This window comes from Myxococcales bacterium (assembly GCA_016720545.1).
Taxonomy (GTDB): domain Bacteria; phylum Myxococcota_A; class Polyangia; order Polyangiales; family Polyangiaceae; genus JAAFHV01.
In genome coordinates this window covers 370,144-395,634 of the sequence record JADKKK010000005.1, presented here as the reverse complement: position 1 = coordinate 395,634, position 25,491 = coordinate 370,144, and the positions used below count along the sequence as shown (strand labels likewise).

General features: G+C 72.6%; 19 protein-coding genes, 1 tRNA gene and 2 pseudogenes. 9 read left to right on the top strand and 13 right to left on the bottom strand.

Translation table 11 applies throughout. The features are described 5' to 3' along the window. Positions 1 to 41: 41 nt before the first annotated feature. On the top strand, positions 42 to 1,271 hold the full coding sequence (locus tag IPQ09_13360) for a c-type cytochrome (protein ID MBL0195194.1): 1,230 nt from the start codon (positions 42 to 44) through the stop codon (positions 1,269 to 1,271). A gap of 152 nt (positions 1,272 to 1,423) precedes the next feature. Here IPQ09_13360 and IPQ09_13355 read toward each other — a convergent pair whose 3' ends face one another. Together IPQ09_13355 and IPQ09_13350 are read right to left on the bottom strand one after the other, a co-directional pair. Next, positions 1,424 to 1,699, bottom strand: a complete 276-nt coding sequence (locus IPQ09_13355; protein ID MBL0195193.1) for a hypothetical protein — start codon at positions 1,697 to 1,699, stop codon at positions 1,424 to 1,426. A 205-nt stretch (positions 1,700 to 1,904) separates the two neighbouring features. After that, a tRNA-Cys gene (locus IPQ09_13350) sits at positions 1,905 to 1,976 on the bottom strand. Positions 1,977 to 2,239: 263 nt separating this feature from the next. Between IPQ09_13350 and IPQ09_13345 the strand changes: the two genes are divergently transcribed. After that, complete coding sequence (locus IPQ09_13345) at positions 2,240 to 2,728, top strand: hypothetical protein (GenBank protein ID MBL0195192.1); 489 nt, start codon at positions 2,240 to 2,242, stop codon at positions 2,726 to 2,728. Further along, complete coding sequence (locus tag IPQ09_13340) at positions 2,725 to 4,329, top strand: hypothetical protein (GenBank protein ID MBL0195191.1); 1,605 nt, start codon at positions 2,725 to 2,727, stop codon at positions 4,327 to 4,329. The genes IPQ09_13345 and IPQ09_13340 overlap by 4 nt, the downstream gene beginning before the upstream one ends. A gap of 463 nt (positions 4,330 to 4,792) precedes the next feature. Here IPQ09_13340 and IPQ09_13335 read toward each other — a convergent pair whose 3' ends face one another. The 3 genes from IPQ09_13335 to IPQ09_13325 form a co-directional block, all read right to left on the bottom strand. Beyond that, positions 4,793 to 5,815, bottom strand: a complete 1,023-nt coding sequence (locus IPQ09_13335; protein MBL0195190.1) for an inorganic phosphate transporter — start codon at positions 5,813 to 5,815, stop codon at positions 4,793 to 4,795. Further along, a complete protein-coding gene (locus tag IPQ09_13330) occupies positions 5,808 to 6,437 on the bottom strand; it encodes a DUF47 family protein (protein MBL0195189.1) in 630 nt (209 codons plus the stop codon). Before IPQ09_13330 ends, IPQ09_13335 begins: the two co-directional genes overlap by 8 nt. Before the next feature lie 155 nt (positions 6,438 to 6,592). Beyond that, entirely contained in the window at positions 6,593 to 7,999 is a 1,407-nt protein-coding gene (locus tag IPQ09_13325) for a protein kinase (GenBank protein MBL0195188.1), read from the bottom strand. A 161-nt stretch (positions 8,000 to 8,160) separates the two neighbouring features. On the opposite strand from IPQ09_13325, the gene IPQ09_13320 reads away from it, so the two are divergent. Then, positions 8,161 to 9,093 carry a hypothetical protein gene (locus tag IPQ09_13320; protein ID MBL0195187.1) on the top strand — a complete coding sequence of 311 codons (933 nt, stop codon included), beginning with the start codon at positions 8,161 to 8,163 and terminating at the stop codon, positions 9,091 to 9,093. Positions 9,094 to 9,121: 28 nt separating this feature from the next. Here the strand turns inward: IPQ09_13320 and prfB are convergent. After that, positions 9,122 to 10,259 (bottom strand): peptide chain release factor 2 gene (gene prfB, locus IPQ09_13315; GenBank protein ID MBL0195186.1). Its coding sequence is split into 2 segments (ribosomal slippage): positions 9,122 to 10,189 and positions 10,191 to 10,259, totalling 1,137 coding nucleotides; the frame shifts between segments, so codons are not numbered across the junction. A 174-nt stretch (positions 10,260 to 10,433) separates the two neighbouring features. Between prfB and IPQ09_13310 the strand changes: the two genes are divergently transcribed. Next, positions 10,434 to 11,309 (top strand): CHAD domain-containing protein, encoded by an 876-nt coding sequence (locus tag IPQ09_13310; protein MBL0195185.1) that lies wholly within the window; start codon positions 10,434 to 10,436, stop codon positions 11,307 to 11,309. 167 nt (positions 11,310 to 11,476) lie between these two features. Here the strand turns inward: IPQ09_13310 and IPQ09_13305 are convergent, their stop codons facing one another. From IPQ09_13305 to IPQ09_13295, 3 genes are all read right to left on the bottom strand, one after another. Beyond that, the gene (locus IPQ09_13305) at positions 11,477 to 12,316 is read right to left on the bottom strand and encodes a TerC family protein (protein ID MBL0195184.1); all 840 of its coding nucleotides are present in this window, start codon (positions 12,314 to 12,316) and stop codon (positions 11,477 to 11,479) included. Between the two features lie 129 nt (positions 12,317 to 12,445). After that, entirely contained in the window at positions 12,446 to 13,405 is a 960-nt protein-coding gene (locus IPQ09_13300; GenBank protein ID MBL0195183.1) for a formylglycine-generating enzyme family protein, read from the bottom strand. Between the two features lie 1,023 nt (positions 13,406 to 14,428). Then, on the bottom strand, positions 14,429 to 15,427 hold the full coding sequence (locus tag IPQ09_13295; GenBank protein ID MBL0195182.1) for a polysaccharide deacetylase family protein: 999 nt from the start codon (positions 15,425 to 15,427) through the stop codon (positions 14,429 to 14,431). Positions 15,428 to 15,608: 181 nt separating this feature from the next. Here IPQ09_13295 and tgt point away from each other — a divergent pair. Then, positions 15,609 to 17,647 (top strand): annotated as a pseudogene (gene tgt / locus IPQ09_13290) (tRNA guanosine(34) transglycosylase Tgt). An 84-nt stretch (positions 17,648 to 17,731) separates the two neighbouring features. On the opposite strand, the gene IPQ09_13285 reads toward tgt, so the two are convergent. The 3 genes from IPQ09_13285 to yccX all read right to left on the bottom strand — a co-directional run bounded on the left by IPQ09_13285 (position 17,732) and on the right by yccX (position 19,623). Beyond that, the gene (locus tag IPQ09_13285) at positions 17,732 to 18,940 is read right to left on the bottom strand and encodes a tetratricopeptide repeat protein (protein MBL0195181.1); all 1,209 of its coding nucleotides are present in this window, start codon (positions 18,938 to 18,940) and stop codon (positions 17,732 to 17,734) included. Then, positions 18,862 to 19,254 (bottom strand): hypothetical protein, encoded by a 393-nt coding sequence (locus IPQ09_13280; GenBank protein ID MBL0195180.1) that lies wholly within the window; start codon positions 19,252 to 19,254, stop codon positions 18,862 to 18,864. The genes IPQ09_13285 and IPQ09_13280 overlap by 79 nt, the downstream gene beginning before the upstream one ends. A 90-nt stretch (positions 19,255 to 19,344) precedes the next feature. Further along, entirely contained in the window at positions 19,345 to 19,623 is a 279-nt protein-coding gene (yccX, locus tag IPQ09_13275; GenBank protein MBL0195179.1) for an acylphosphatase, read from the bottom strand. A gap of 35 nt (positions 19,624 to 19,658) precedes the next feature. Between yccX and IPQ09_13270 the strand changes: the two genes are divergently transcribed. The 3 genes and pseudogenes from IPQ09_13270 to IPQ09_13260 all read left to right on the top strand — a co-directional run bounded on the left by IPQ09_13270 (position 19,659) and on the right by IPQ09_13260 (position 24,987). Continuing rightward, positions 19,659 to 20,306 carry a DUF2760 domain-containing protein gene (locus IPQ09_13270; protein MBL0195178.1) on the top strand — a complete coding sequence of 216 codons (648 nt, stop codon included), beginning with the start codon at positions 19,659 to 19,661 and terminating at the stop codon, positions 20,304 to 20,306. Beyond that, a pseudogene (locus IPQ09_13265) lies at positions 20,303 to 22,196 on the top strand (Hsp70 family protein). The gene IPQ09_13270 and the pseudogene IPQ09_13265 overlap by 4 nt, the downstream one beginning before the upstream one ends. 28 nt (positions 22,197 to 22,224) lie before the next feature. Next, a complete protein-coding gene (locus IPQ09_13260) occupies positions 22,225 to 24,987 on the top strand; it encodes an Hsp70 family protein (protein MBL0195177.1) in 2,763 nt (920 codons plus the stop codon). A gap of 7 nt (positions 24,988 to 24,994) precedes the next feature. On the opposite strand, the gene IPQ09_13255 is transcribed toward IPQ09_13260, so the two are convergent. Then, a complete protein-coding gene (locus tag IPQ09_13255; protein ID MBL0195176.1) occupies positions 24,995 to 25,459 on the bottom strand; it encodes a hypothetical protein in 465 nt (154 codons plus the stop codon). Positions 25,460 to 25,491: the final 32 nt, after the last annotated feature.

The following is a 25,491-nucleotide window of genomic DNA, read 5'->3' as shown; positions in this document are numbered from 1 at the left end:
CTCCGCGCGCCTCGGCTGCGGCTTCGTGGTATCTGCGCGGCATGCGGGCCCCGCTCACGACGCTCCTCGCCGCGCTCGTCGCGTGCAATCTGCACGGGTCGAGAAATGCGCCCGACGCCGCAGCGGAGGCGTCGCCCGTGACCGCCACCTCGGCGACGAGCACCGCGGTCGACGCGGGCTCGGCCGAAGCGTACGACGCCGCCGCGCATGTCGCCGCCGCGAAGGGCGCGTACGCGACGCTTTGCGCCGGCTGCCACGGGCCCGAGGCGCGCGGCTACGCGGCCGATCACGCGCCCTCCCTCGTGAGCCCCACATTCCAAGAGAGCGTGACGAACGAGTTTCTCTTCCGCTCGATCGCCGAGGGCAGGCCCGGCACGGCCATGGCGGCCTACGGCGCGGTGGCCCACGGGCCGCTCTCCGACGAGCAGGTCACCGGGCTCGTGCTCTGGCTCCGTGAAGGCGGCGCTCCCTCGAAGGTGCTCGTCGAGCCGGGGCGCGCCCCGAGCGCGCGCGGCGGCGCGCTCTACGCGAAGCACTGCAAGTCGTGCCACGGGGACGCGAAGGCCCGCGGCGAGGGCGTGTCGCTCGGAAACGCGAAGTTTCTCGCCCTCGCGTCGCGCGCGTTCGTGCGTCACGCGATCGCCCACGGACGCCCCGGAACGAAGATGGAGGCATGGGAGTCGAAGCTCACCGCCCCTTACATCGACGCGCTGGTGGCCTACGTGTTCGAGGGGCTCGCGGCGCCCGATGCGAACAGCCCCGAAGGACAGCTGCCCGCCCCACGGGGCGACGAGCCCCTCGTGATCAATCCCGGCGGAAAGCCCCCGGCGTTCTCACCACGCTCGGACCCCTGCCCCCCGATCGAGCACCCGGAGCAGCGGAAGCCCGACGCTGGGCCGCGCTGCGAGCCCAACCGACGCTACGTGTCCGCGGCGCAGGTCGCGCAGGCGCTGGCCGACAAGCGGCGGCTGATCATCGTCGACGCGCGGCCAAGCTCGGAGTGGATGCGCGTCCACGTGACAGGGGCAGTCTCGATACCCCACCACGAGCCGCGGCGACTGCCCGAGATCAAGAACGACGGCACCTGGGTCATCGCCTATTGCGCGTGCCCTCACCACCTCTCGGGTGACATCGTCGACGCTTTGCGCGCGCGCGGCGTGAAGAACAGCGCGATATTGGACGAGGGAATCCTGGAGTGGCATCGGCGCGGCTATCCGGTCGTCGCCGCGCGGGGCGTCAAGCCGCCACCCAAGCAGGTGGGGCACCCCTGACGTCCGCGCGGCCGCCCCTCGGCCACCGACGGTCCGTTCCCCTCCTCACGCGGCTCACGCGGCCGGAGCTCGAGAGCGGGCCGACCGCTGGAGCTTCGATCACCTCTGAGAGAGCTCGGTTCGGTGGCTGCCCACACGCGCGGTTCAGGGCGTCAGGTGCGGTGCGGTCCTTGGGCGGGAACCGAGACCTCGCGGACATAGACACCATCCGCCGCGAGACGCTCCGCGAGATAGAGCTCGACGAGGCCGCAGCGAGGGCAAGCGAACGCCTGAAGCTCGCCCGAGCACCCGGCGTATCCTCTGCCCGTCACCGCGAGCCTGAAGGGCGGCTGCATTTGCGACGTGCCCGTGTCGGTGTTCGCCGCGACCTGCGGAATGTGAAGCAGGTTCGTGTTTCGGCACTTCGGACAGGTTCCCGTGTTCTTCATGCTCTCCATGAGAGAGTACGGGAAGCGGACCTGGGGCACGGTACGAAAGAGAACCCGCGAGCTGACGGGGCGAGACGTTGGCGCGCAGGTCGCGCTAAGCCGCAGCCGGCCGGAGCTGCTACAACCGCAGCCGGCCTGCGCTGCTGAGCATCGGCCCCGTTGGCCACGAGCTCAGGGAACCTGAGCACTTTCAGCGACTTACCAGAGGCGTGGATGGGATTCGAACCCACGTATGATGGTTTTGCAAACCATTGCCTAACCACTTGGCTACCACGCCCTGTCACGCCTCGCGGCGAACCTGACCCCCGTGGCTTTACCCGACCCGACGGGCAAAGGTCAACGCCCGAGCGCATCTCGGCGCGCGCCCCGCGCTTCTCGCGGCGTTTCCAGCGCGCGCGACCCCACGAGGCGCGGCGTAGGGGCTATCCTAGAGGGTGACATGGCACTCTGCTCGTCAAACCCAGACCCGATCGCGCCGACCGGTCGCCTCTCGGTCACCCCGGCGACCTGCGCGTACGGCGAGCCAGGGGTCTACGCGCCATGAGCTGGGACTCTCGCAGCCCATCGGGGGCGCTGCTCGTCGCGCCCACGAGCGACGAGCCAGCGCCGCCGAGCACCGAGGCCACCGCGCCGGAGGCCGCCCACGTTCCTCTCGAGCTCGTCGCGCTGCGGGCGGAAGCCTCGTCGCTGCGCGCGGAGGCGGTCGTGCTGCGCGCGGAGCTCGCGGACCTCCGGAACCTCACCGACGTGCTGGTCGAGCTCTTGGCCGAGAAGGGCCTGCTGGACGCCGACGATCTCCGGGCGAGGCTCGCCAACGCGCGGCGGCCACTGTCGCCCCCCCTCCTGCGTTCGCGCGACGGTGCGCTGCCGAACGAGAGCGGGCACCCATACCGAGCCTCTGGAAAGCCCGCCGAGCCGCCTCCGCCAGGCACGGTGGCGTGCGCGCGGTGCGGGACCATCGTGGCCGGGCGCAAGGTGTTCCTCAACGCCAACGGCCGCTTCTGCCGCGATTGCTTCGAGCCGGGATGAAGCCCGAGCTCCGCCCGGGGCTCGCGGCGCGCGCCGCGGTCGTCGGACTCAGTTTCGCGTTTCGGGCCCCGGAGCTCGTGCACGCGCGCGAGGTGAACTCCGACTCCGCGATCGTCGGCCTGCAGGCGATGCACCTGGCGCAGGGCGAGCTCTCGGCGTTCCTCTGGGGCAGCGGCTACCAGAGCGCCGCCGACGCCTACTGGGCCGTGCCCTTCTTCGGTGTGCTTGGGCCCACGCCCTTCGCGCTCGTGCTCTCGGCGCTGTCTCTGCACGTCATCGCGACGCTCGCGCTGCTCTCGCTCGGCGAGCGTCACGCGCGGCTCGCGAGGATCGAGAACCCCGCGTTCGCGGGAGCGCTGCTCTCGCTGCCGCTGGTCTTCACCACCGCCGCCGTCCACACGTACGCGCTCTTTCCGCCGCGGCAGCTCGCGATCACGCTCGCGCTCGTCGGCCTCGCGCTCGTCGACGGGGCCGGGGCGCGCGCGCGGCCCCACCTTCACCTCGCGCTCGGCGGGGGCCTCTCGGCGCTCGCGTGCGCCGCCGATCCGTACGCGCTGTCGTTCGCGCCTCTCGCGGGGCTCTTGGTCGTGCTCGCGGCCCTCGATGGGCCAGGCGGCGGGTCTCGCGTGACGTTCGAGAAGCGGGCGCTCGCGGGCGTCGCGCGGCGGCTCGGCGCAGGGGGAGCAGGCGCTCTCGCGGGGGCGCTCGCGCTCGTCGCTCTGTGGCGCTCGGACCGCGCGAAGCTCGGCGTGACGAGCCTCGACACCAGCCGCTTCGAGCGCAACCTCAAGCTCTTCACGACCGAATGCGGGCCGTGGGCGTTCGGCTCGAAGAGCTACTACGCGCGCCACATGATGGACTACGCGCCCTGGGAGCCTCCGCGCGCCTACACGCTCTTCGCGACGGGCGCCGCCTGCCTCTTCCTGGCGCTCTTCCCGGCCGCGCTCCTGCTCGCGCTCACTGCGCGCAACCTCCCGTACGCGACGCGCCGAGCGGGCGTGGTCGGAGCGCTCGCGCTGCCGCTCGGGCTGGCCGGATTCCTGACCAGCGTGATGGTCATGGACCACTTCTCGATGCGCTACCTCGCGAGCGTTCCCCTGCTGCTCCCGCTCGCGCTCACCCCGCTGCTCGGCACGCTGGGCCCTCGTCGGCTGGCGGCGGTGCTCGCCCCCGTGCTGGTGGCCAGCGGTGTGTCGGGTTGGGTCTCCTTCGGTCCGGACGTGCGTGGCCCCTTCATCGCGCCCAGGGCCCCGGGCGCCACCGACGAGGAGCGCGCGCAGGTCTACCTGAAGGAGCGCGGCGTCACCTACGCGATGGCCGACTACTGGACCGCGTACCGCGTGTCGTTCGTCACTGCCGAGCGCCTCATCGTCGTGCCGCGCCACGCCGCGCAGGACCGCTACGCCCCCCACCGGCGCGCCTTCGCGGAGCAGCGGCGCGTGGCCTACCTCGTCGATCCGCTGCGGACCGGGGAGTCACCGGACGGGGTCGCCGAGGAGCTCGCGCGAGGCGCGCTGCTCGCCCCCGCGACGCAGACCACGCGGGTGACGGTGGGCCGGCTCACGGTGTTCGTCGTGGATCACGGGCCCCCAGGCCTTTAGTAGTCCCCTGGAGTCGTGGTTCGTATCAGAAGTCGGGTCTTCGGTGTCATTCCGAGGAGCGAGGGGGTGCCCCGTTTTCGGCGGCGGCGGGCCCGTCCTCAACTCGGTCGTCGTTCCGCGCGGTGGAGGCGGCGCTTTGCGCTCAGGGGACAGTGGTTTCGGGGGTGTCCGCGCGAGAACGCCGACCCTCGAACATGAGTATCCTCCCACCGCCGCCGAAAACGGGACACCCCCTCGCTCCCTTGTGGCGAAAGGCCGAGCCGCGCGACTTCTGGAAGGGATCACGCTTCCAGGCGACTAGTCTCCTGTCACAGAGATTCGCGAACTAATTGTATCAGGGGCGCGGTCGCTGCGGACGCGACGGAGTCACGCTTGTTTGCGTGTCGCGGGTCGACCAAGTTATTCATCGATTTTCTGTGACAGGAGACTAGAGTCGGCGCGGCTCCGTCTTGGTGCCACGCGCTCAGAAGGCGACGGCGAACACCTTCATGGCCACGAACGCCATGAGCCCGCTCAACGGGAGCGTGAGCACCCAAGCGATGACGATGTTGCCGGCGACGCCCCAGCGGACCGCCGAGAAGCGCTTCGACGCGCCGACGCCCATGATGCTGGCGTTGATGACGTGCGTGGTGGAGACGGGCACGCCGAGGTGGCTCGCGCCGAGGATGACGAGCGCGCCCGTGGCCTCCGCCGCGAAGCCCTGGATGGGCGAGATGTGGATGATCTTCGAGCCCATGGTCTTGATGATCTTCTTGCCGCCGCCCATCGTGCCGAGCGCGATCGCCGACGCGCACGCGACGATGACCCAGGTGGGCACGGCGTCGCCCTTCGGCGCGGCCCACTCCGGGAGGGTGTGCCCGGACCTCGCGTACGAGAGCAGCGCCAAAGTGATGATTCCCATGGACTTTTGGGCGTCGTTCGAGCCGTGGGCGAAGGCCATCAGGCCGGCCGAGGCGAGCTGAAGTCGGCGCGAGGAGCGCGTGACGGCCGAGGGACGCGCCTTCGCGAACCACACCACCCAGAGCACGCCGATCATCAAGAAGAAGGCGACGACGAAGCCCAGCGTGGGCGACACGACCAGAGGCACGAGCACCTTTTGGCCGAGGGCCGACCACCTGAAGGCGCCGAAGCCCGCGTGCGCCACGACCGCGCCCGCGAGCGCGCCGATGAGCGCGTGCGACGACGACGAGGGGATGCCGTACCACCAGGTGATGAGGTTCCACGCGCAGGCGCCGACGAGCGCGGCGAGCACCACCTGTTGGGTGACGACCGCCGGATCGGTGAAGCCCGACGCGATGGTCTTGGCGACCGCGGTGCCCGCCATGGCGCCGCCGAAGTTCAGCATGGCCGCGAGGATGACCGCCGTGCGCACCGGGAGCACGCCCGTGGACACCACGGTGGCGATCGCGTTCGCCGCGTCGTGGAAGCCGTTGATGTAGTCGAACACGATGGCGGCGACGATCACCGCGATGAGCAGGCTAAGCATGCTTGACCGCGAGGTTCGCGAGGATACTGGCGACCCCGTCGCAGTGATCGAGCGCGTTCTCGAGGTCGTCGAGCACGGCCTTCTCGCGGAGCAGCACCTTCGCGTCGACGGTCTGATCGTGGAAGAGGCGCGAGACCTCGGCCTTGTAGACGCGGTCGCCCTCCTTCTCGAGCTTGCGGAGCTCGCGAGACGAGTCGACGAGCGCCGCGTACGCGTGCTTGCGGAGGTTCGGGATCGCCCGGTCGACCACCTCGGTGCACTGGTGGAGGATGGCGAGCAGCTCCTGCATGGCGGGGGTTCGCTCGGTGACCCCGAAGAGCTGGCAGGCGCGCGCGGCCCCGTTCGCGAGGTCGAGGATGTCGTCGAGCGCGGACGAGAGCAGGTGGATGTCCTCGCGGTCGATGGGCGTCACGAAGGTCTTCGCGAGCGACTCCTCCAGCTCGTGCACGAGCTTGTCGCCCTTGTGCTCCCAGGCCTGCATGTTGACGCCCGCGGCGGCGACGTCGCGCTCGTCCTTGAAGGCGGCGACGCCCTCGCGCGCCGTCGTGGCCTGCTTCTCGAGGATGTCGAAGAAGTGTTCGTCCTTCGGGACGAGCCAGCGGATCACGTCTTGGATGCCCATGTGAGCGCCACCGTGGCGACTCTGACGCGCGAGGTCAAGCGGCCAAGCCAGAGTTTGCCTGTCGTTCACACGTTCGTCATTCGCCGCCGCAAGTCCTGCACCTCTGAGGTCTTCCTGCTCGGCGGGAGGGGTCGACTGGGGGTCGCGCGCGCGGCTCAGCGCGCGGGCACGGCCGGCGCGCCAACCACCGCAGGCGGGGCCGCGGGAGAGGGCCGCGAGGCGGAGATCGCGCCTTGCGGGGCGGGCGCGGTGGACGGGACGGGCGCGGGGCTCGGCCCCACGGGGCGCATGGCGAGCCACGCGGCCGCGAAGAACGCGAGCACCGCGAGGACTCCGGTCGCGATGACGAGCCCGTACCTCGGCGGCTCGGGGGCGCGCGCCGAGGGCGGGTGCGCGGGCGCCACGCCGCTCGCGTGGCTCGCGTGGCTCGCGTGGCTCGCGTGGCTCGCGTGGCTCGCGTGGCTCGCGTGGCTCGGGTGAGACGGCATCGGGCCGCGCGGCGGAGGGATCGCGGGGAGCTGGGCGCCGGCCACACCGAGCGGCGTCGCGCTATGCATCGGCTGGGGCATGGCGCGGGGCGCGTTGGGCGCGTAGCTGAACCCCGCGCCGAGGATGGCCGCTCGCTCGAGCGAGGGGACCGTGGCCTGCGGGGCGTAGGGCGCGAGCGCGCGGGCGAGCTCGGGGACGTCGTTGAAGCGCTTCAGCCTGTCGCGCGCCAGGCACTTGGCGACCACCTCGCTGAAGCCCGGCGGACAGTCGGGGAGGAGCTCGCCCACCGTGGGAATGCGCTCCTTCATCACCTGCTGGACGAGCTCCCCGAGGGACTCCGCGGTGAACGGCCCGCGGCCGCACACGAGCTTGAACAGGATGACACCGAGCGACCAGATGTCGCTGCGGGTGTCGGCCGCGCTCGCGTTCAGCACCTGCTCCGGCGCCATGTAGCTCGGCGAGCCGAGCAGATCGCTGGCACGCGTGACGAGGCTGTCTTGGACGTGCGACGGCGGCCTGGGCCGATCGTCGCGCATGCGCCCGCCCGGGTTGGTCGCGTCGGACTGGGCGGCCACGTCGAGCAGCTTGGAGACGCCGAAATCGAGGACCTTGATGGTGGGCGCGCCGCCCGGCCCCTGCGCGAGGAAGAGGTTCGCGGGCTTGATGTCGCGGTGGACGATGCCGTGGGAGTGCGCCTCGCCGATGGCCTCGCACGCCTGGAGGATGTACTCGACCGCCTCGGCTACGGGCAGCCGGCCGCGCTGCTTCAGCAGGTCGGCGAGGTCGGTGCCATCCAGGTACTCCATGACGATGTACGGCGCGCCGTCGTCGAACGCGCCCACGTCGATCACCCGGGCCGCGTGCTGGCTCTTCAGCTTCACCGACGCCCGGGCCTCGCGCATGAAGCGCTTCGTGTACGACGGGCTGATGACCTCGGGGCGCATGCACTTGAGCGCCACGGTCTGCCCCAGCTGCAGGTGCGTGGCGGCCACGACGATGCCCATGCCGCCCTCGCCGAGGACACGGTCCACGCGGAATTTGCCGCCGACGATGTCCCCGGGTCTCAGTGCCACGCGCGCTCCAGAGGTCTGGTTCTACCACGATGACCCCAGCCCGGGCGACATTGCGCACCGGCCCGGACGCCCGGGCGTCCCGACCGGGACACCACGCGCGCCGCCGAGAGCGTGGAATTTTCAGGAGATCGCGACGGCACGAGAGGTGAAAGGGGGAGCTCATGCTCCAGCGCCGCGCGTCACACACCTCAATCCAAATGGGCCTACCGCGGGTCACCCGCACAAACCGCGTCGTGCACCTGCTCGCGGTCCTCGCGTCCTGGGTGGCGGCCGTCGCGGCCGGGAGCGACGCGCGCGCCGAGCCTTGGCCGCGCGCCCCCGAGGACGTGTTCGTGGACGGGGACCGTGACGCGTTCGATCCCGTGTCGGGGCGGCCAGGCGCGCCAGGCGGGGGGGGCGCCGGGCTCTACGTCGCCCTCTCCGGATCGCTGCGGCGCGGACCGTCGTCTGAAGAGCGGGCGGCCTACGTGGTGCTCGGTCTCCCGCTCGACGCGCTCCTGGATGGGCGCCCGCGCGCCCCCTCTCCACAGCATGCGCTCTACACCGATGTGGGGACGGCGACCGCGAACGCGCTGCCCGTCACGGGCGAGCTGCCGCCGCCCTCGCCGCTCCTCGCCCGCGCGGTGGCGCGCGCCGCGCTGCGCGCCGCCGGGGTCGATCAAGGCCACGCGCGCCTCGACGACCTCGCGTCGCGCGCGCGGCGGAGCGCGCTGCTCCCCGAGACGCGCCTCCGCGCCACCCGCTACGTCGACGACCGCGCGAGCGTTGACGCGCTGCCGGAGCAGAGCCGCCTCGTCGACTCGAGCTCGCACACGATAGGCCTCGAGGCGCGCCTCACGTTTCGGCTCGATCGCCTGGTCTTCGCCGACGAGGAGACCCACCTCGAGCGGGCGCGCCTCGACCTCGAGACCTTCCGCGCGCGGCTCACGAGCCGGGCGCTGGATCTCCTCTTTCGGCACCACAGGGCGCGCCTCGCGGCGGCCCGCGCCGTCGCGGCCGGGGAGCGCGAGGAGCGCGCCGCGGAGGTGGCCGAGCTCGCGGCCGCCCTCGACGCCCTCACGGGGGGCTATTACTCGCGGGCGGTCACGCCATGATCACGGCGTGGAAGGCGAGCTTGCGCGATCAGTCGAGCTCGTCGACCGCTCCGCCCTTCTTGAGGGTGCCGCCCGCGGCCGCGAGGAGGTAGGCCTCGAGGAAGTCGTCGAGATCACCGTCGAGCACGCCGTCGACGTTGCCGGCCTCGTGCGAGGTGCGCAGGTCTTTCACGAGGCGGTACGGCGCGAGAACGTAGCTGCGGATCTGGTTGCCCCACGCGATTTGCGTCTTGGTCGCCTGGTAGGCGTCGTGGGCCTCCTCGCGCTTGCGCAGCTCGAGCTCGTAGAGCTTCGCCTTCAGCATCTTCAGCGCCGTCACGCGATTCTGGAGCTGCGAGCGCTCGGCGCGACACACGATCACGATGCCGCTCGGGAGGTGCTTCATGCGCACCGCGGTCTCGACCTTGTTGACGTTCTGCCCCCCCTTGCCGCCGGCGCGCATCGTCGTGGTCTCGAGGTCGCCGTCTTTCACGACGATGTCGATCTCGTCCTCGATGTCGGGCGTGATCTCGACGGCCGCGAAGGCCGTCTGCCTTCGCGCGTTCGCGTCGAAGGGCGAGATGCGCACGAGCCGGTGGACGCCGTGCTCGGAGCGGAGGTAGCCGTACGCGTTCGGCCCGGCGACCGTGAAGGACGCGCCGTCGATGCCCGCCTCGTCGCCCTCTTGGTAGTCGACCACCTCGGTCTTGAAGCCCCGCCGCTCGCACCAGCGCAGGTACATGCGCAGGAGCATCTGCGCCCAGTCTTTGGCGTCGGTCCCGCCGGTACCTGGGTGAATGCTCACGATCGCGTTGGCGTGATCGACCGGGCCGGAGAGCATGCGCTGGAGCTCCGACACGCGCAGCCGCGCCTCGAGGGCGCCGAGGCCGGCCTCGACCTCCGCCACGACCCCGTCGTCGCCCTCGGCTGCGCCGAGCTCGAGCAGCTCGACGGCGTCGGTGATGTCGCGATCGAGCCTCTCGAAGGTCTCGACCTTCACCTCGATGTTCCCGCGCTTCTTGGTCGACGACTGCGCCTTCTTCGGGTCGTTCCAGAACCCGGGGGCCATCGTCTCTTGGTTGAGCGCCGCGAGCTCTCGCTTCAGCTTGGCGAGGTCAAAGATGCCCCCTTAGCGTCATGAGGCGCCTTTGGAGGTCAGAGAGCTTTTCCCGGGACTCGGAGAGCATGCGCGGGACTTAGGCCCGACCCCACGGCGAGGTCAAGCGCCGGGCGCGGGCCGTCGGCGGCAGGCCACCGGCGGCGGCCCCGATCGGGCGACAAGAGCGCGACAGAAACGACAATAGTTTCAATACCTTTCGCGGCGGCCACCCGTCGCGGCGCGCGCGTGCTACCAAGCGGGCATGCTGGAGGGCGCAGGGAGAGAGGGCGCAGGCGGAGGCATGGGCCGGGGCGCGAGGACGCCCGCCGCGATCGTCGCCGAGCGCTCCGGGACGCTCCTCGCTGCGCTCGCGCTCGCGCAGACGCTCGACACCGAAGGGGTGCACCGCGCGCGCGTGGCCTCTCGTCGCCTGCGAGCGGCGCTCGCCGCGGTCGACGGCCGCCGCAGCGCGCGCGCGGCGCGGCGGGTGCGCAGGATCACGCGGGGGCTCGGGCCCGTGCGCGAGCTCGACGTCGCGCGGGACCTCCTCGCGGCCCTCGCGCCGGCCCTCGACGCCGCCGACGCGGGCGCCGTCGCGGGGCTCGGGAAGCACCTCACCGCGCTGCGGGAGCGGCGCGCGGCGCGGGCGCTCCGCGCGCTGCCCGGGCTCGCTCGCCTCGCGAGTCGCCTCGGGGCGGTCACCTCCCGCCTCGCCCTCCACGACGAGCGCGACGACGCGGCCTGGGCCGAGGAGACCTCACGCCGGATGCGGGCACGCGCGGACCAGTTCGAAGAGGCGATGACGCGCGTGGGCGACCGCTTCGCCCCCGGGCGCCTCCACCGCGTCCGCGTGGCAGCGAAGAAGCTCCGCTACGCCGTCGAGGTCGCGCGGGGCCCACGCCGGTCGTCGCTCATCCTGGGGCTCCGACGCGCCCAAGAGATCCTGGGCGACCTGCACGACCTCGTGGTGCTGCGCGCGCTCGTGGCCGGGGCCCTCCCCGAGACCTCCCGCGACCTCCGCCCGGGCCTCCGCAGGCTCTCGGCCCTCGCCCGCCGCGAGTGCCACACCCTCCACGCGCGCTACCTCGCAGAGCGGACCCGGCTCGCCCACTGCTGCGTCGTGGCCCGCGGCTCCTGAACCGACGCCCGACGTAAGAGCCGAAGATGGTGAAGCCCGGGCGCCGCGCGCGCCAGAGCTGGAGCCCGTCTTGCGCGAAGAGCACGACCTCGCCCGACTCGCCCGAGTCAGCCCGGATCACTGCACGGGACCATCGTCCCACGCGGGAGGAGGAGCCACCAGGGTGGTCAGACGATGCTGTGTCGGACCGAGGCCGCCTCGGCCTCCTCCTTGAGCACCGCGCGCTTCGCGGCGTCCTTCGACCGCCGCGCGCGCATGTTGAGCAGCTCCACGCCAAGGGCGAACACCATGGCGGCGTACACGTAGCCCTTGCTGATCGGCGTCCCGGCGCCCTCGGCGAGGAGCAACACGCCGATCATCACGAGGAAGCTCAGCGCGAGCATCTTGAAGGTCGGGTTCTCGTCGACGAACCGCGAGACCTTCCCGGCGAAGAGGCCCATGAACCCGACGGCGACGAGCATCGCGGTCACCATGACCCAGAGATCTTTGGCCATGCCGATCGCGGAGATGACCGAGTCGAGCGAGAAGACGAGATCGAGCACGATGATCTGCGCGATGACTCCGGCGAACGAGGCGTTCCGCCCCTTGCGCGCCAGCTCGTCCTCGTCGCCGCCCATCGTCTTCTTGTGGATCTCGGTCACGCTCTTGCCGATGAGGAAGAGCCCGCCAGCGAGGAGCACCAGATCGCGCCCCGTCACGGCGTCGACGTGGTGGTTCTCGACCCAGCCCTCGGGCACGAAGCCGAGCGTCCGCCAGTGGAAGATCGCGGCCTCGAGGCCCATGACCCACTTGATGCCGAGCAGCAGCACGAGGCGCGCCACGAGCGCGAGCCCCAGCCCGATGGCCCGCGCGCGCTTCCGCTGATCCTCAGGCAGCGTCCCCACGAGGATCGAGAGGAAGACGATGTTGTCGATGCCGAGGACGATCTCCATCAGCGTCAGCGTGAGCAGCGGGACGAGCCAGGCCATTGGACGATTCAGCTTTCTGCCACGCGAAGGTGGCCACATGCAAAAAGACATCGCCCGATCAGAGAGCGGACGGCGCGGCGCTCGTGAGCGCTCTGCGGTCGAGCTAGCGTTCACGCGCCGCCCACAGACTTGCGCACAGAGGCGGCGGTCAGGCCATCGCTCTCTCCGCTACGGTCTACGGGCGCACCGGAATCCACGGGCGTGGCCGCGGCCGTAGGGCGGCGCGTTGTCGCGGATCGTCGCGCGGAGGTAGGAGTGGTCGCCGAGGAAGTCGCCGCCACGGAGCGCGTGGAGGGAGGAGAGAGGGGGGAGAGAGGGGATGTTCGTGCAGTTCGTGCACGTCGCCCCGCCCCCTCCGTACCACCCCGCGTCGAATCCGTCGTAGACCCACTCCCATAGGCTCCCCCCGAGGTCTCGGTGGCCCCAGCGCCCGTTCCCCGCCGGTGTGCTCCCCGCTAGGGGCAGGTCCGCCACGTCGCAGCTCGGCCCGCCGCTGAAGCGGCACTCGTACGAGGCCAGCGCTACCGTGGGCGCCGCATTCCCCCACGGGTAGAGCCGGTTTTCGTCTCCCCCTGCCGAGGCGTACTCCCACTCCGCCTCGGTGGGGAGCCGGCCGCCGTCCCACGCGCAGAACGCGAACGCCTCGTACCAGCCCACGCAGTTGATCGGACTGGCCTCTGTGGCGCCCGGCGTGTCGCTCCACGTCTGCCACGTCACGCCGCACTTCAGGTTCGAGCGGAGCGCTGCCGCGGTCGGCGGTGTGCTCCCGGTCCACAGCGCGTTCCACCCCGTGCCGGCGATGAGCGGGTGTGCCCCGGTCCCCGGTGCGGGTGGTCCCGCGTACGCATCCACGAACTTCCGAAACCGCCCCACCGTGACCTCGAAGGTGTCCAACGCAAAGCTGGACACCGTCACGCCGTGCTCGGGTTGCTCGGCCGACAGGCAGAGCGTCGTCGGCGGGCACGCGTCGCTGCCGGCCCCGCGCCCCATCGGGAACGTGCCCCCCGGCACCACGAGGCTCTCGCAACAGTCGATCCCCTGGCACGTGAGCCCGCCCGCGCACGACGGCGGCCCGCATGCGCCCCCCGTGCAGGTCGTGCTCTGGCAGTCCGACGGGGCACCGCACATCCTCCCGTTCGCGCACGCCGGACAGGGTCCACCGCAGTCCACGTCCGTCTCGCTGCCGTTCTTGGCACCATCGTCGCACGCAGGCGCCGCGCAAAGGCTACCCGTGCAGATCCTGCTCCCACAGTCGGCGGAGCCGGCGCACGTCTTCCCATCGACACAGCTCGGACACGACCCGCCGCAGTCTACGTCCGTCTCGTTGCCATTCTTCGCGCCGTCGCTGCACGTGGAGGCCACCACGCAGACGCCGCCCGCGCAGGTCGCGCTGGCGCAGTCGACCGGGCCCGCGCACGCTCTCCCGTTCGCGCACTTCGGACACGCGCCCCCGCAGTCCACGTCCGTCTCGTTGCCATTCTTCGCGCCGTCGCTGCATGTCGGCGCGGGCGCGCCACACAGCCCCGCGCTGCACGCGCCGCTTGCACAGTCGGCTGGGCCCCCGCAGGCCTTCCCGTTTGCACACTTCGGGCAGGTTCCCCCGCAGTCCACGTCCGTCTCGCTGCCATTCTTCGCGCCATCGCTGCACCCTGGCGTGGGCACGACACACACTCCCGCATTGCACGCTCCGCTTGCGCAGTCGATCGGGCCCCCACACGCCTTCCCGTTTGGGCACTTCGGGCACGCCCCCCCGCAGTCGACGGCGGTCTCACTGCCATTCTTCGCGCCGTCGCTACACGTCAGCACGTCGGGACCCGAGCCGGAGTCGGTGACCGCAGCATCTGCCCCGGCGGGGTCCGTCGTCGTGCTGCACGCCGGGGCGTTCCCCAGCGCCAGCGCAACCAGCAGCGCCCCAAGGGGTCCCCTCGACCGCGCCGAACCTCTTGACATGGTGCCCCCTCGCCGAGACGCGCCACTTGCCGCACTGCCGCGGTCACACGCGCGCTCGTCCTTGTCTGTGGAAGGGTACCGCACCTTCACACCACGCGGGGACTCTGGATTCCGGGCGGGCCCATTCATGTCGACACGGCCGAACGCAGTTGGCGTTCGCGCGGCGGACATGAGTGGCTCAGCTCAGGTCGCCCCGCCCGCTCAGCGCGGGCGGCTCGTGCACTTCGTGTCGGTCTCGCTCGAGGCGACCCACTCTCCGCCGGAGCAGCGGTACCACCTGCTGTCACGCGCCGACTGCACACAGGCGTTCTCTGGCTGGTTCGTGCCGAGGGTGGAGCTGAAGCACGTGGTGGCCGCGCCGCCGGAAGGCGTGGCAGGCGTGGCGCTCACGTTCGCGATCGCGCGCTTCACCGCCGGCGCGTCCTGGAGCTTGTCGAACACGTAGCCCTCGGCCTTCAGCGTGGGCACCATGAGCTTGACCATGTCCACGGTCTTCGAGTGCACGTCGTGCAGGAGCACGATTCCGCGCTTCTTCGAGCGGATCTCCTGCAGGTACAGGTCTGCGCAGCGCTGCACGGTCACGCCCCGTCCCCAGCAGTCCCAGTCGGCCGCCGCGGTGCTCGTGAGCGTGCCGCCCACGTCCCAGAAGATGCTGCCGACGTACTTCTTCATCGACGTGCCGTTCAGCTCGGTCGCGACGCGGCCGTTCCACGCGCCGTAGGGCGCGCGGAGGAGGGACGGCCCGGCCGGCTGCACGCTGAGGATGTGCGCGTCGGTGTCCGCCACGGCCTTGAACAGCGTGTCGCCCGAGATGCGGGTCATCTGCGCGTGGTTCTGGGTGTGGTTGGCGAGCGTGTGCCCTCGCCGGATGATGGTGTCGAGGACGTTCTGGCGACCGGGGACGTTCTTCCCGTTGATGAAGAACGCGGCCGGGATGCCCTGGTCGCCGAGGTAGTTCGCCAGCTCCGCCGTGCGCCCGCCGGGGCCGTCGTCGAAGGTGAGCGCCAGGTGCTTCTGCGCCATGTCCGCGCCCATGATCTGGCGCTCGCTGACGAGCTCGTCTTCGGAGATGTTCCCGTCGCCGTCGGTCCCGAGGTCGGCCTCGTCGGGCGGGACCTCGGCGGAGCACGCCGCGAGGCACGAGGCGGCGGCGAGGGCGAGGGTGGGGAGCAAGCGGAGCGCGCGCGCGGGAGAGACCATGTGCGGGCTCGCATGCACACATAATGCCACACATACACACTGCAAATTCTCCGGGCGGATCGCGTCCTCGCGGGAGGCGCGCGCCCCGTCCGGACCCAGGAGGGGGGAACCAAAGATCCACCCTCGGCGCCCCTCGCGTCGAAGCCGCACGCGCGGAGCGGCCGGCGCGGTAGAAGACGGCATGACGTCCGCGGCCGGGATCGCCGAGCCCACCGAGCCTTCCCAGCCCGCCGAGCCGCGCCCCGGATCGTTCCGGCTGCACACCAGCGATCCGGGCTCGCGCGCGCGGCGGGGCACGCTCATGACCGCGCACGGCCCCGTGGAGACGCCCGTGTTCATGGCCGTGGGCACCCGCGCCACCGTCACCGGGTGCACCCCCGACGAGCTCGCGCGCGTCGGCACGCAGGTGGTGCTCGGGAACACCTACCACCTCATGCTGCGGCCCGGCCCCGAGGCCTTCCGCGTGCTCGGCGGCATCCACGCGTTCATGCGCTGGCCCGGCCCCGTGCTCACCGACTCGGGCGGCTTCCAGATCTTCTCGCTCCCGGGCTCGCGCACCGTCACCGAGCGTGGGGCGCGCTTCAAGGGCTACACCGACGAGCAGATGCACATGCTCTCGCCCGAGCGCGCGATCGAGGTGCAGACGGCGATCGGCTCCGACATCATGATGGTGCTCGACGTGTGCGTGGACTCGACCTCCGACGAGGCGACCACCCGCGCGGCCATGGAGCGCACGCACAGGTGGGCGCTGCGGAGCCTCGCGGCCCGCACACGCGACGACCAGGCCCTCTTCGCGATCGTGCAAGGCGGCGTGGTGCCGGAGCTCCGCCGCGAGTCGGCCGCGTTCCTCACCGCGCACCCGTTCGACGGCTTCGCGATAGGCGGGCTCGCCGTCGGCGACACGCGCGCGCAGCGCGAAGACATCACGGCGCTCGCCGCCGAGCTCCTGCCGCGCGACAAGCCGCGCTACCTCATGGGAGTCGGCACGCCGCCCGACCTGCTCGTGGCGATGCTCGCTGGCGTGGACATGTTCGACTGCATCATCCCCACGCAGCTCGCGACCCAGGGCACGGCGTTCACGTCGACCGGGCGCGTGCGCCTCACGCGCTCCGAGAACAAGCTGGCGGACCGACCGCTCGACGCGGCGTGCCCGTGCGCGACGTGCGCGACGTTCAGCCGCGCGTACCTGCACCACCTGATGAAGGCCAAAGAGCCGCTCGGGCCGCGCCTCATCGCGGCCCACAACCTGAGCTACTACAACGCGCTCATGGCCGAGTCGCGGCGCCAGATCGAGCGCGGCACGTTCGCGGAGTTCGCGCGCGGCACGCTCGCGGCGATCGACCGCCACGAGCACGCCGCCGGCCCGGGCGGGGCGAGGTCGTGACGTCGCCTCACCTCGACTGCGAGGTCGTGCTCGCGCGGAGCGGCGCGACCGCGATACGCGACCGCGTGACGGGCGAGATCATGCACCCGCGAGGCCCCGACGTGGAGACCGCTGAAGTCTACCTGGGGCCGTCGCGCCTCGCGGAGCGACTGGCCACGGGCGGCGAGGGGCCGCTCGTGCTCTTCGACGTGGGGCTCGGCGCGGGCTCGAACGCCCTCGCCGCGTGGCGCCTGTCGGAGTCACGGCCTCGCGGCCCGGGTGCCGGGCGGCCCCTCGACATCGTGAGCTTCGAGCACGACCTTTCGGCGCTCGCGCTCGCGCTCGACGAGCGCCACCGGGCGGCCTTCGGGCTCACCGACGCCCGGGCGCACGGCGCGGCGAGCGCGCTCGCGCGCGACGGCCACCACGAGGCCTACCGCACGCGCTGGCGGCTCTGTCTGGGCGATCTGCGCGAGGCCCTGGAGGCGGAGCCCGCGGGCTCGGCCGACGTCGTGTTCTGGGACCCGTTCTCGCGCGAGGTGACCCCGGAGCTGTGGACCGTAGCGTGCCTCCGCGCGGCGCGACGGGTGTGTCGCGATGGGTGCACTCTGCACACGTACAGCGCGGCGACCGCGACGCGTTCGGGCCTCGTGCTCGCGGGGTTCGCGGTGGGAGCCGACGGTGCCCGCGGCGAGAGCACGAGCGCCGCGGTCCACGCGAGCGACCTCGCGAGCCCGCTCGACGCGCGGTGGCTCCTGCGGCTCTCGCGCTCCGGGGCGCCGTTCCCCACCGACGTGGCGCCCGAAGCCCACGAGGCGGCGCTCGAGGCCGTCCGCGCCGCGCCGCAGTTTCGCTGAGCTAGAGCTGCTAGCGTCGCGACCTTGACGGCGAGCCCGCCCCGCGGGCCTCGAGCGGGTTGTCCAACTCCTCGACGCCGCCCTTCAGCCCCCGACGGCGGCGCGCCGGCGGGGCGGCTTCCCGCTGAAGAGAAAGATCGCCGCGACGCCGAGGGCGAGCAGCGCGCCCGCCGCGGCATACCGTCGCGTGTGATCCGCCTTCTGCTCGCGGGCCTCCTCGAGCCGGTCGAGCTCGGCGCGCGCCTTGGGGTGCCCGGGGTCGAGCGCGAGCGCGCGGCGGAAGGGCTCGGTGTCGGCGACGCCGCGGCCCTGGAGCTCCTTGCCCTCGAGGAACGCGACCTCGGCCTCGAGCTTCGCCGCGCGCGGGCCCTTACCCTCGAGGCGCGCGGCCTTGCGAAACAGCGCGAGGGCGCCGCCGAGGTCGTTCTTGTCGACCAGCTCCCCCGCGCGCGCCGCGTACGCGGGCACCATCTCGGCGCGACGGTCGATCATGGGTTGCCGCGCGAGGACCTTGTCGAAGGCGGCGATGGCGTCGTCGCGCTTGCCCTCCTTCTCCTTGGCGAGGCCCGCGTCGAGGAGCGAATAGACCTCCTCTAGGCGCGCGCGGTCGTAGGCGGCGAAGAGCTCCTTCGCGGTCTGCTCGGGGCCCCACCCGTCGGGCGAGGGCTTGCCGGTGAGGTTCGTGTAGGCCTCACGCAATTTCCAGAGCGCGTCGGCCCCGAAGGCGAGCACCGACTCCCGGGCCGCCTGCCGAACGAGGGCGCGGTCGGTGTTCACGAAGGAGATGATGACGGGGATGGAGTCGTTCTCGCGCACGTGCGCGTAGGCCCGCAGGACGTCGGCGAGCAGCTCGCCGTTCGGGGTCTGCACGGCGTCGCCGGGGACGCGCTTGCCCATGCTCTCGAGCGTGGTGCTGGCCCAGCGCCGGAGCGAGGTGTCCGGCGTGCGGCGCAGCTCGATGAGCGCGGGCACCGCGTTGTCGCCCGCGACCTTCACGATCCGCGTGACCTCGGGGCGGAGCGCACCGTCGTGGTCAGCCGCGACCCGCACGACGAGCCTGAGCGCGGGCGTCGACCCGATCTTCGCGAGCGCGCGCAGGCAGAGGGCCGTGGCGAGCGTCGCCTTGTACCCGGCGCCGTCGTTCCTCTGCACGCGCAGCAGGGCGTCGACGAGATCGCCGCCCTCCGCGGAGGTGCGGCCACCGTTCGCCTCTTTCACGAGCTTGATCGCGGCGAACACGCCGCCCTGCCGCTCTTTGCGGAGCTCCCCGAGGCGCTTGCCGAGGCCGGGCACCGCGTCTTGGCCGAGCTTGCCGACCGCCTCAGTGCGCGCTTCTGCGGCTCGCCAGTGGTGTCGGTCGCGGCGGCGATGACCTTCGCGACCTCCTCGAGCGAGAGGGCGCTCCCAGGGTCCGTGGACGCGACCTCGCCCGGCGCCGCCACGCCGACCTTCGCGGGCTCGGCGCCGGCCTCGGCCGGCGCGAGGGCGAGCGCGGCGACTGAGAGCACCATGGCGAAGGCGTGGGCGGCGCCGACGGCGCGGGCGGTGGCGACGCGCGGCCCGTGTGGGCTGCCGGAGTGCGCGTGGTCGTGGGCTGCGTGCTTCATGGTGACCCGGGAACGCGCGCGTCGCGCGCACGATTCCTCGCCTCTCCCCGCCGGTGTACCGCGCCTCGGGGGCGGGGCACAGAAAAGGCGTCACTCGAGGATGCTGAACTCGGGAAACTCGCCCGTGTAGCCGCGCCAGCGCACGTCCACGGCGTCGACCCGCGCCGCCGAAGGGCCGTGGTTCGCCCAGCTCGTAAACTCCTTGATGGAGTCTTCTTCGCCCTCGGCGAGCACCTCGACGGTGCCGTCGTTGCGGTTCTTCACCCACCCCGTGACGCCGAGTCGGCGAGCCTCACGCTGCGTCGCCGCGCGAAAGAAGACCCCCTGAACCCGCCCACGCACCACGAGGACCACGCGCTTCTGTGCCATTCTGCGGCGGCATCGTACTCGGAATCCCGTGGAGTATGCAACCTTCACATGCCTCTCGCGTCTTCCCCGGGGCGTTGCGCTCGACTACGGTCTCGGCCGTGGCCGCCGACGACCCCTCCTTCTTGACTCGCTTCTTCTTCGCGTTCGCGTGCTTCTTCCGCGTCCTGTCGGACGGCGCCTTCGCAGGCGCGGCCCGCGCGCTCGCCTCTGGCGCGCCCGCGCCCACCCCCACACCGCCGGCCACGCCGCCCGCCCCGGCGGCGCCCGCGCCCAAGCAAACGGAGCCCGCTCCGCCTCGCCCGCCGGCCCATGAGTCGGCGCTGGCGTTCCTCGCGCTCCTCCAGCGCGAGGGCCGGCTCATCGACTTCCTGGAGGAAGACGTGCAGAGCTTCCCCGACGCCGACCTCGGGGCCGCGGCGAGGGTCGTCCACGCCGGCTGCCGCAAGGCGCTGCGCGAGCACGTCAAGCTCGAGCCGGTGCGCTCTGAGGCCGAAGGCGCGCGGCTCACGCTGCCCGCGGGGTTCGACGCGCGCGAGACCAAGCTCACGGGCAACGTCAGCGGCGAGGGGCCCTTCAGCGGAACGCTGCAGCACCGCGGCTACCGCGCCGTGGAGATCACCTTGCCCGCCGCGCTCGAAGGGCACGACGCGCGCGTCGTCGCCCAGGCGGAGGTCGAGCTGTGAGGTACGTCGTCGGCATCGATCTCGGGACCACTCACTCGGCCCTAGCCTACGCCGAGCACCCTGCGGCGGGGGGTGGCGGCGAGCCGAGCCGCGCGGACACCGCGCACCTCATCGAGGTCCTCGACATCGCCCAGCTCGTCGCCCCGTCCACGGTCGACGCGCGGCCGCTGTTGCCCTCGTTCCACTACTCGCCGCACGCGTCCGAGGGGCCCATGGCGCTCCCGTGGGACCCCACGCGGGCGCACGCCGTGGGTGAGCTGGCCCGGGCTCGCGGCGCCGAGGCCCCGCAGCGCGTGGTCTCGAGCGCGAAGAGCTGGCTCTGCCACGCGGGGGTCGATCGGCGCGCGGCGATCCTGCCGCACGGGGCCCCCGACGACGTGGAGAAGGTGAGCCCGGTCGAGGCCTCGTTCCGCATCCTGGAGCACCTCTCGGACGCGTGGAACTACGCGATCGCCAAGGGCGATCCGAGCCTCGCCCTCGGCGCCCAGGACGTGGTGCTCACCGTGCCGGCCTCGTTCGACGCGGCGGCGCGCGAGCTCACGGTGGAGGCGGCGTACGCCGCGGGGCTCGAGAACGTCACGCTGCTCGAGGAGCCGCAGGCCGCGCTCTACGCCTGGCTCGCCGCGAAGGGAGAGACGTGGCGGAGCGACATCGTCGTCGGCGACGTGGTGCTGGTGTGCGACGTGGGGGGTGGCACGACCGACTTCTCGGCGATCAGCGCCACCGAGCGCGACGGCGCGCTCGAGCTCGTCCGCGTCGCCGTGGGCGACCACATCCTGCTCGGCGGCGACAACATGGATCTCGCGCTGGCCCACGTCGCGGCGCAGAAGCTCACCGCCGGCGGCCGGGAGATCGATCGCTGGCAGGCGACCCAGCTCGCCCACGCCGCGCGCGCGGCGAAAGAGGCCCTGCTGAGCGACCCTTGCATGCAATCTGCACCCATCGCGATCGCCGGCCGCGGCGCGCGCCTTGTGGGGGGCACGCTGCGCACGGAGCTCGATCGAGCAGAGCTCGAGCGGACGCTCGTCGAGGGCTTCTTCCCGCTGGTGCAGGCGTCGGCACGCCCGGCGGCGCGCGCGCGCGGGCTTGCGCCAGCTCGGCCTTCCGTACGCGCAGGACGCCGCCGTCACGCGGCACCTCGCGGCGTTCTTGGGCCGCCAGGCGGGCGCCGCCGACCGGGTGACCGGCGCCGGCGCGACGAGCGGAGAGGGGCGTGCGCTGCTCTGCCCGACGGTCGTGCTGTTCAACGGCGGCGTGATGAAGGCGGAGCCCCTCCGCGCGCGGGTGCGAGGCTGCCTCGCCACGTGGCTCGCCGAGTGCGGCGCGAAGCCGGCGCGAGAGCTCGGCGGCACGGACCTCGACCTGGCCGTCGCGAAGGGCGCGGCGGCGTACGGCCTGACCCGGCACGGCGCGGGGCTGCGTATCCGCGGCGGCACCGCGCGCGCCTACTACGTCGGCATCGAGGGCTCGGCCCCGGCGGTGCCTGGCGTCGAGCCTCCGCTCACCGCGCTGTGCGTCGCGCCGTTCGGGGTCGAAGAGGGCGGCCCCCCGGTCGAGCTCCCCGTCGAGCTCGGCGCGGTCGTCGGAGAGAAGGTCTCCTTCCGGTTCTTTGGATCGTCGACCCGGCGCGACGACCGAGCGGGCACGGAGCTCGACGTGGGGCCGTCCGCCGGGCTTACCGAGCTGTCGCCGGTGGAGATCGAGCTGCCGAGCGAGGGGCGCGCCTCTGGCGACGTGGTGCCGGTGCGGCTCGCCGCGAGCGTCACGGAGGTGGGGACGCTCCTCGTCGAGGCGGTGCCGCTCGCGCCGCGCAAGCCCGGGGAGCGCTGGAAGGTCGAGCTCGGCGTGCGCGACGACGACGCCGAGGTCATCGACGCGGGATGGTCGTGAGCGCGCACCGGCCGCGAGGGTCCGACAGATGAGCCACGAGAAGCGCGCCTCCCCGCGCGACACCGCGGTCGGCCTCGACCTCGGCACGACGAACACGGTGCTCGCCTTCACGCGGCCCGCCGAGGCGCTCGCGCGCGTATTCCCCGTGCCTCAGCGAGTGACGAGGGACACGATCGAGGCGCTCGCGCTGCTGCCATCCTGCCTCTACGCGCCGCTTCCGGGAGAGCTCCCGGGCGACCCGTCGTTCGTCGTCGGGCGCTTCGCCAAAGGCCGCGGCGCCGAGGTGCCGCAGCGGGCCGTCACGAGCGCGAAGAGCTGGCTATGCCACGCCGCCGTGGACCGGCGCGCGGCCATCCTTCCGTTCGGCCTCGACGTGGAGGGCGCGGAGACGCCCAAGCTCTCGCCGGTGGAGGCGAGCCGTCGGGTGCTCGAACATGTGCAGTCTGCATGGAACGCGAGCCACGCGGACGCGCCCCTCGCCGAGGTCACGCTCGCCCTCACCGTGCCGGCGTCCTTCGACGACGACGCCCGGGAGCTCACGCGGATGGCGGCCGAGCAGGCGGGCCTCTCGGTGAGGCTGCTCGAGGAGCCCGTGGCGGCCGTCTACGACTTCCTCGGCCGCGACGACGCCGAGGCCACGCTCCGGGAGCTAGGCGAGGGCGCGCTCGTGCTCGTCTGCGACGTCGGAGGGGGCACCACGGATCTGTCGCTCGTGCGCATCACCGACACCGAGCGCGCCGCCCCCACGCTGACGCGCGTGGCGAGCGGTCGGCACATTCTGCTCGGCGGCGACAACATGGACCTCGCCCTCGCGTACGCCCTCGAAGAGCGCTTCGTGCAGCGCGGCGAGCGCCTGCCCCCCGCCCGGTTCGCGGAGCTCACCGCGGCCTGCCGCGAGGCCAAAGAGCAGCTCTTCTCGAGTGATCTGGACAGCGTCAACGTCACGCTCCTGGGCCACGGGAGCAAGCTCGTCGGCGGCTCGCGCACGACCCCGCTGTCGCGTGAGCTCGCGCGTGAGGTGGTCGTCGGCGGGTTCTTCCCCACCGCACCGCCCGGCGCCAGGGCCGCGGCCCGCCCGGCGGCCCTCCGCGGGCTCGGCCTCCCCTACGAGCGCGATCCGGCGATCACCCGGCACGTCGCGACCTTCCTCGCGCGGGTCGCCGCGGCGGAGGGGACCGGCGCCGCGCGCCCACGCGCCGTTCTGCTGAACGGAGGGGTCTTCCGCGCCCCGCACCTCGCCCAGGCGTTCCTCGCGTCGCTCGCCGAGAGCTTCGACCACGGTGCGTCGCGCGGGCCGCGCCTGCTCCCGAACCCGGAGCCGGAGCTGGCGGTCGCGCGCGGCGCGGCGACCTATGCGCGTCTGCTCGCGCGGGGTGAGGGCGCGCGCGTCCGCGGCGGATCCGCGCGAAGCTACTTCATCGGCCTGGGCGATCCGGGCGCGCCGAAGGCGGTGTGCGTGGTGCCCCGAGGCGCGGAGGAGGGCGCGCGGCACGCGGCGCCCGAGCGTCGCTTCTCGCTCGCCCTCGGGCAGCGCGCGCGCTTCGCTCTCTACGCGTCGGACGTCGACCGGAGCGCGCCCGGCGACGTCGTGGCGCTCGACGACGAGCGCTTCTTCCCCCTCCCTCCGCTCGTGGCGCGCCTCGGGGAGCCGCTGGAGCGGGGCGCCGCGGAGGTGTCGCTCGAGGGCGAGGTGAGCCAGATCGGGACGCTCGAGCTCGGGTGCGTCACCGAGACCGGCCGCAGGTTCCGCCTCGCGTTCAGGCTGGAGCCGCAGGACAGCGCCTCGGTGGCCCCGCCGGCGCCGAGCCCCACGATCGCCCCGCCAACCGAGAAGGTGCATTCTGCACTCGTCATCGCGCAGGTCGACGCCCGCGTCGCCGCGGTGTTCGGCAAGCGCTCGGAGGCCACCCCACGCGAGGTGAAGGACCTACCGCGCGAGCTCGAGCGGCTGCTCGGCGAGAAGGGGACGTGGCGCGCCGAGACGGCCCGCGCGCTCGCCGACCGCCTCCTCGAAGCGCCGGGCTCGCGCAGGCGGAGCGCCGATCACGAGCGGGTGTGGTTCCAGCTCGTCGGCCACTGCCTCCGCCCGGGGCGAGGCGCCCACGGCGATCCCGAGCGGGTGGAGGCCCTCGCGCGCACCTGGGAGGGGCGGCTCGCCTTCCCCGACGAGGCCCGGGGCTGGGCGGCCTTTTTTGTCGCGTTTCGTCGCACGGCGTCGGGGCTCCCCGCGCCCGTTCAAGAGTCGATCGCCGAGCTCGCGGCGCAGGTCCTGGCGCCCAGAGAGGTCGGCCTGAAGCGACCGAAGCGCCTGCCCGAGGCCCAGGACGAGCTGCTGTCGCTCGCCGCGAGCCTCGAGCGCGTGCCGCCGCGCGCGCGGGCGGCCTTGGGCGAGTGGCTCTTCGACCGCGTGCGAGCGAAAGACGACGCGCGCGTGTGGGAAGGGCTCGGCAGGCTGGGCGCGCGCGTCCCCAGCTATGGCCCCGCGCACGAGGTGCTCCCCGCAGGTCTCGTCGAGGTGTGGCTCGAGCGCCTGCTCCGCGCGGAGTGGGGCCGCGACGCGCGGTTCGCCCGAGCCGCGGCGCTGCTCGCGCGGCGCACCGACGATCGCGCGCGTGACGTCAGCCCGCGTCTCCGCGAGCTCACGATCGCGCGGCTCGACTCGGCAGGCGCCCCGGAAGTGTGGCGCCACCTCGTCGCCGAGGTGGTGGTGCCCGAGGCCTACCCCGAGGGCGAGGCCTCGCTCTTCGACGACGAGCTCCCGCCCGGGCTGACGCTCGCTGGCAACGGCTGAGCTCGGCTCAGCGATCCCAGCTGAAGCTCCACGCTCGGAAGACCCGCGTCACAGCCTTCGACGTGAGCTCCGCGTGGACGTCCGCCGGGAGCTCCGCGAGCGGCACGCGCCTCGCGCGGCGGCCCTCGCGGCCGTCCTCGAAGCGCACCACGAGCGCGAGCTCCGCGTCGGCCTCGTGGGGCAGGCGCGTGTACTCGAGCTCGACCCGGCGCACGGCGTCGGCGATGGCGCCCACGATCTCGGGCTCGGGTTCACCTTTCAGAGTCGCCCGGAGCTTGTCGCGGTTGTCGCGGTTGCCGCTCTCGACGCCGAGCCCCACGCCCCGAAGCTCCGTCGATAGCGCCTCCGCGACCCACTCCTCGAGGGCCGGGGGCAGCGTGCCTTCGGCCGGAGCTGCGACCTTCGTGTGCTTTCGGTGGCGAAGAAAGAAAAAGAGCCCGAGCAAGGCCGCGAGGGCGAGCGCGATGAGCATTTGGCCGATGATAGCAGGCGGTGGGGGCCCGC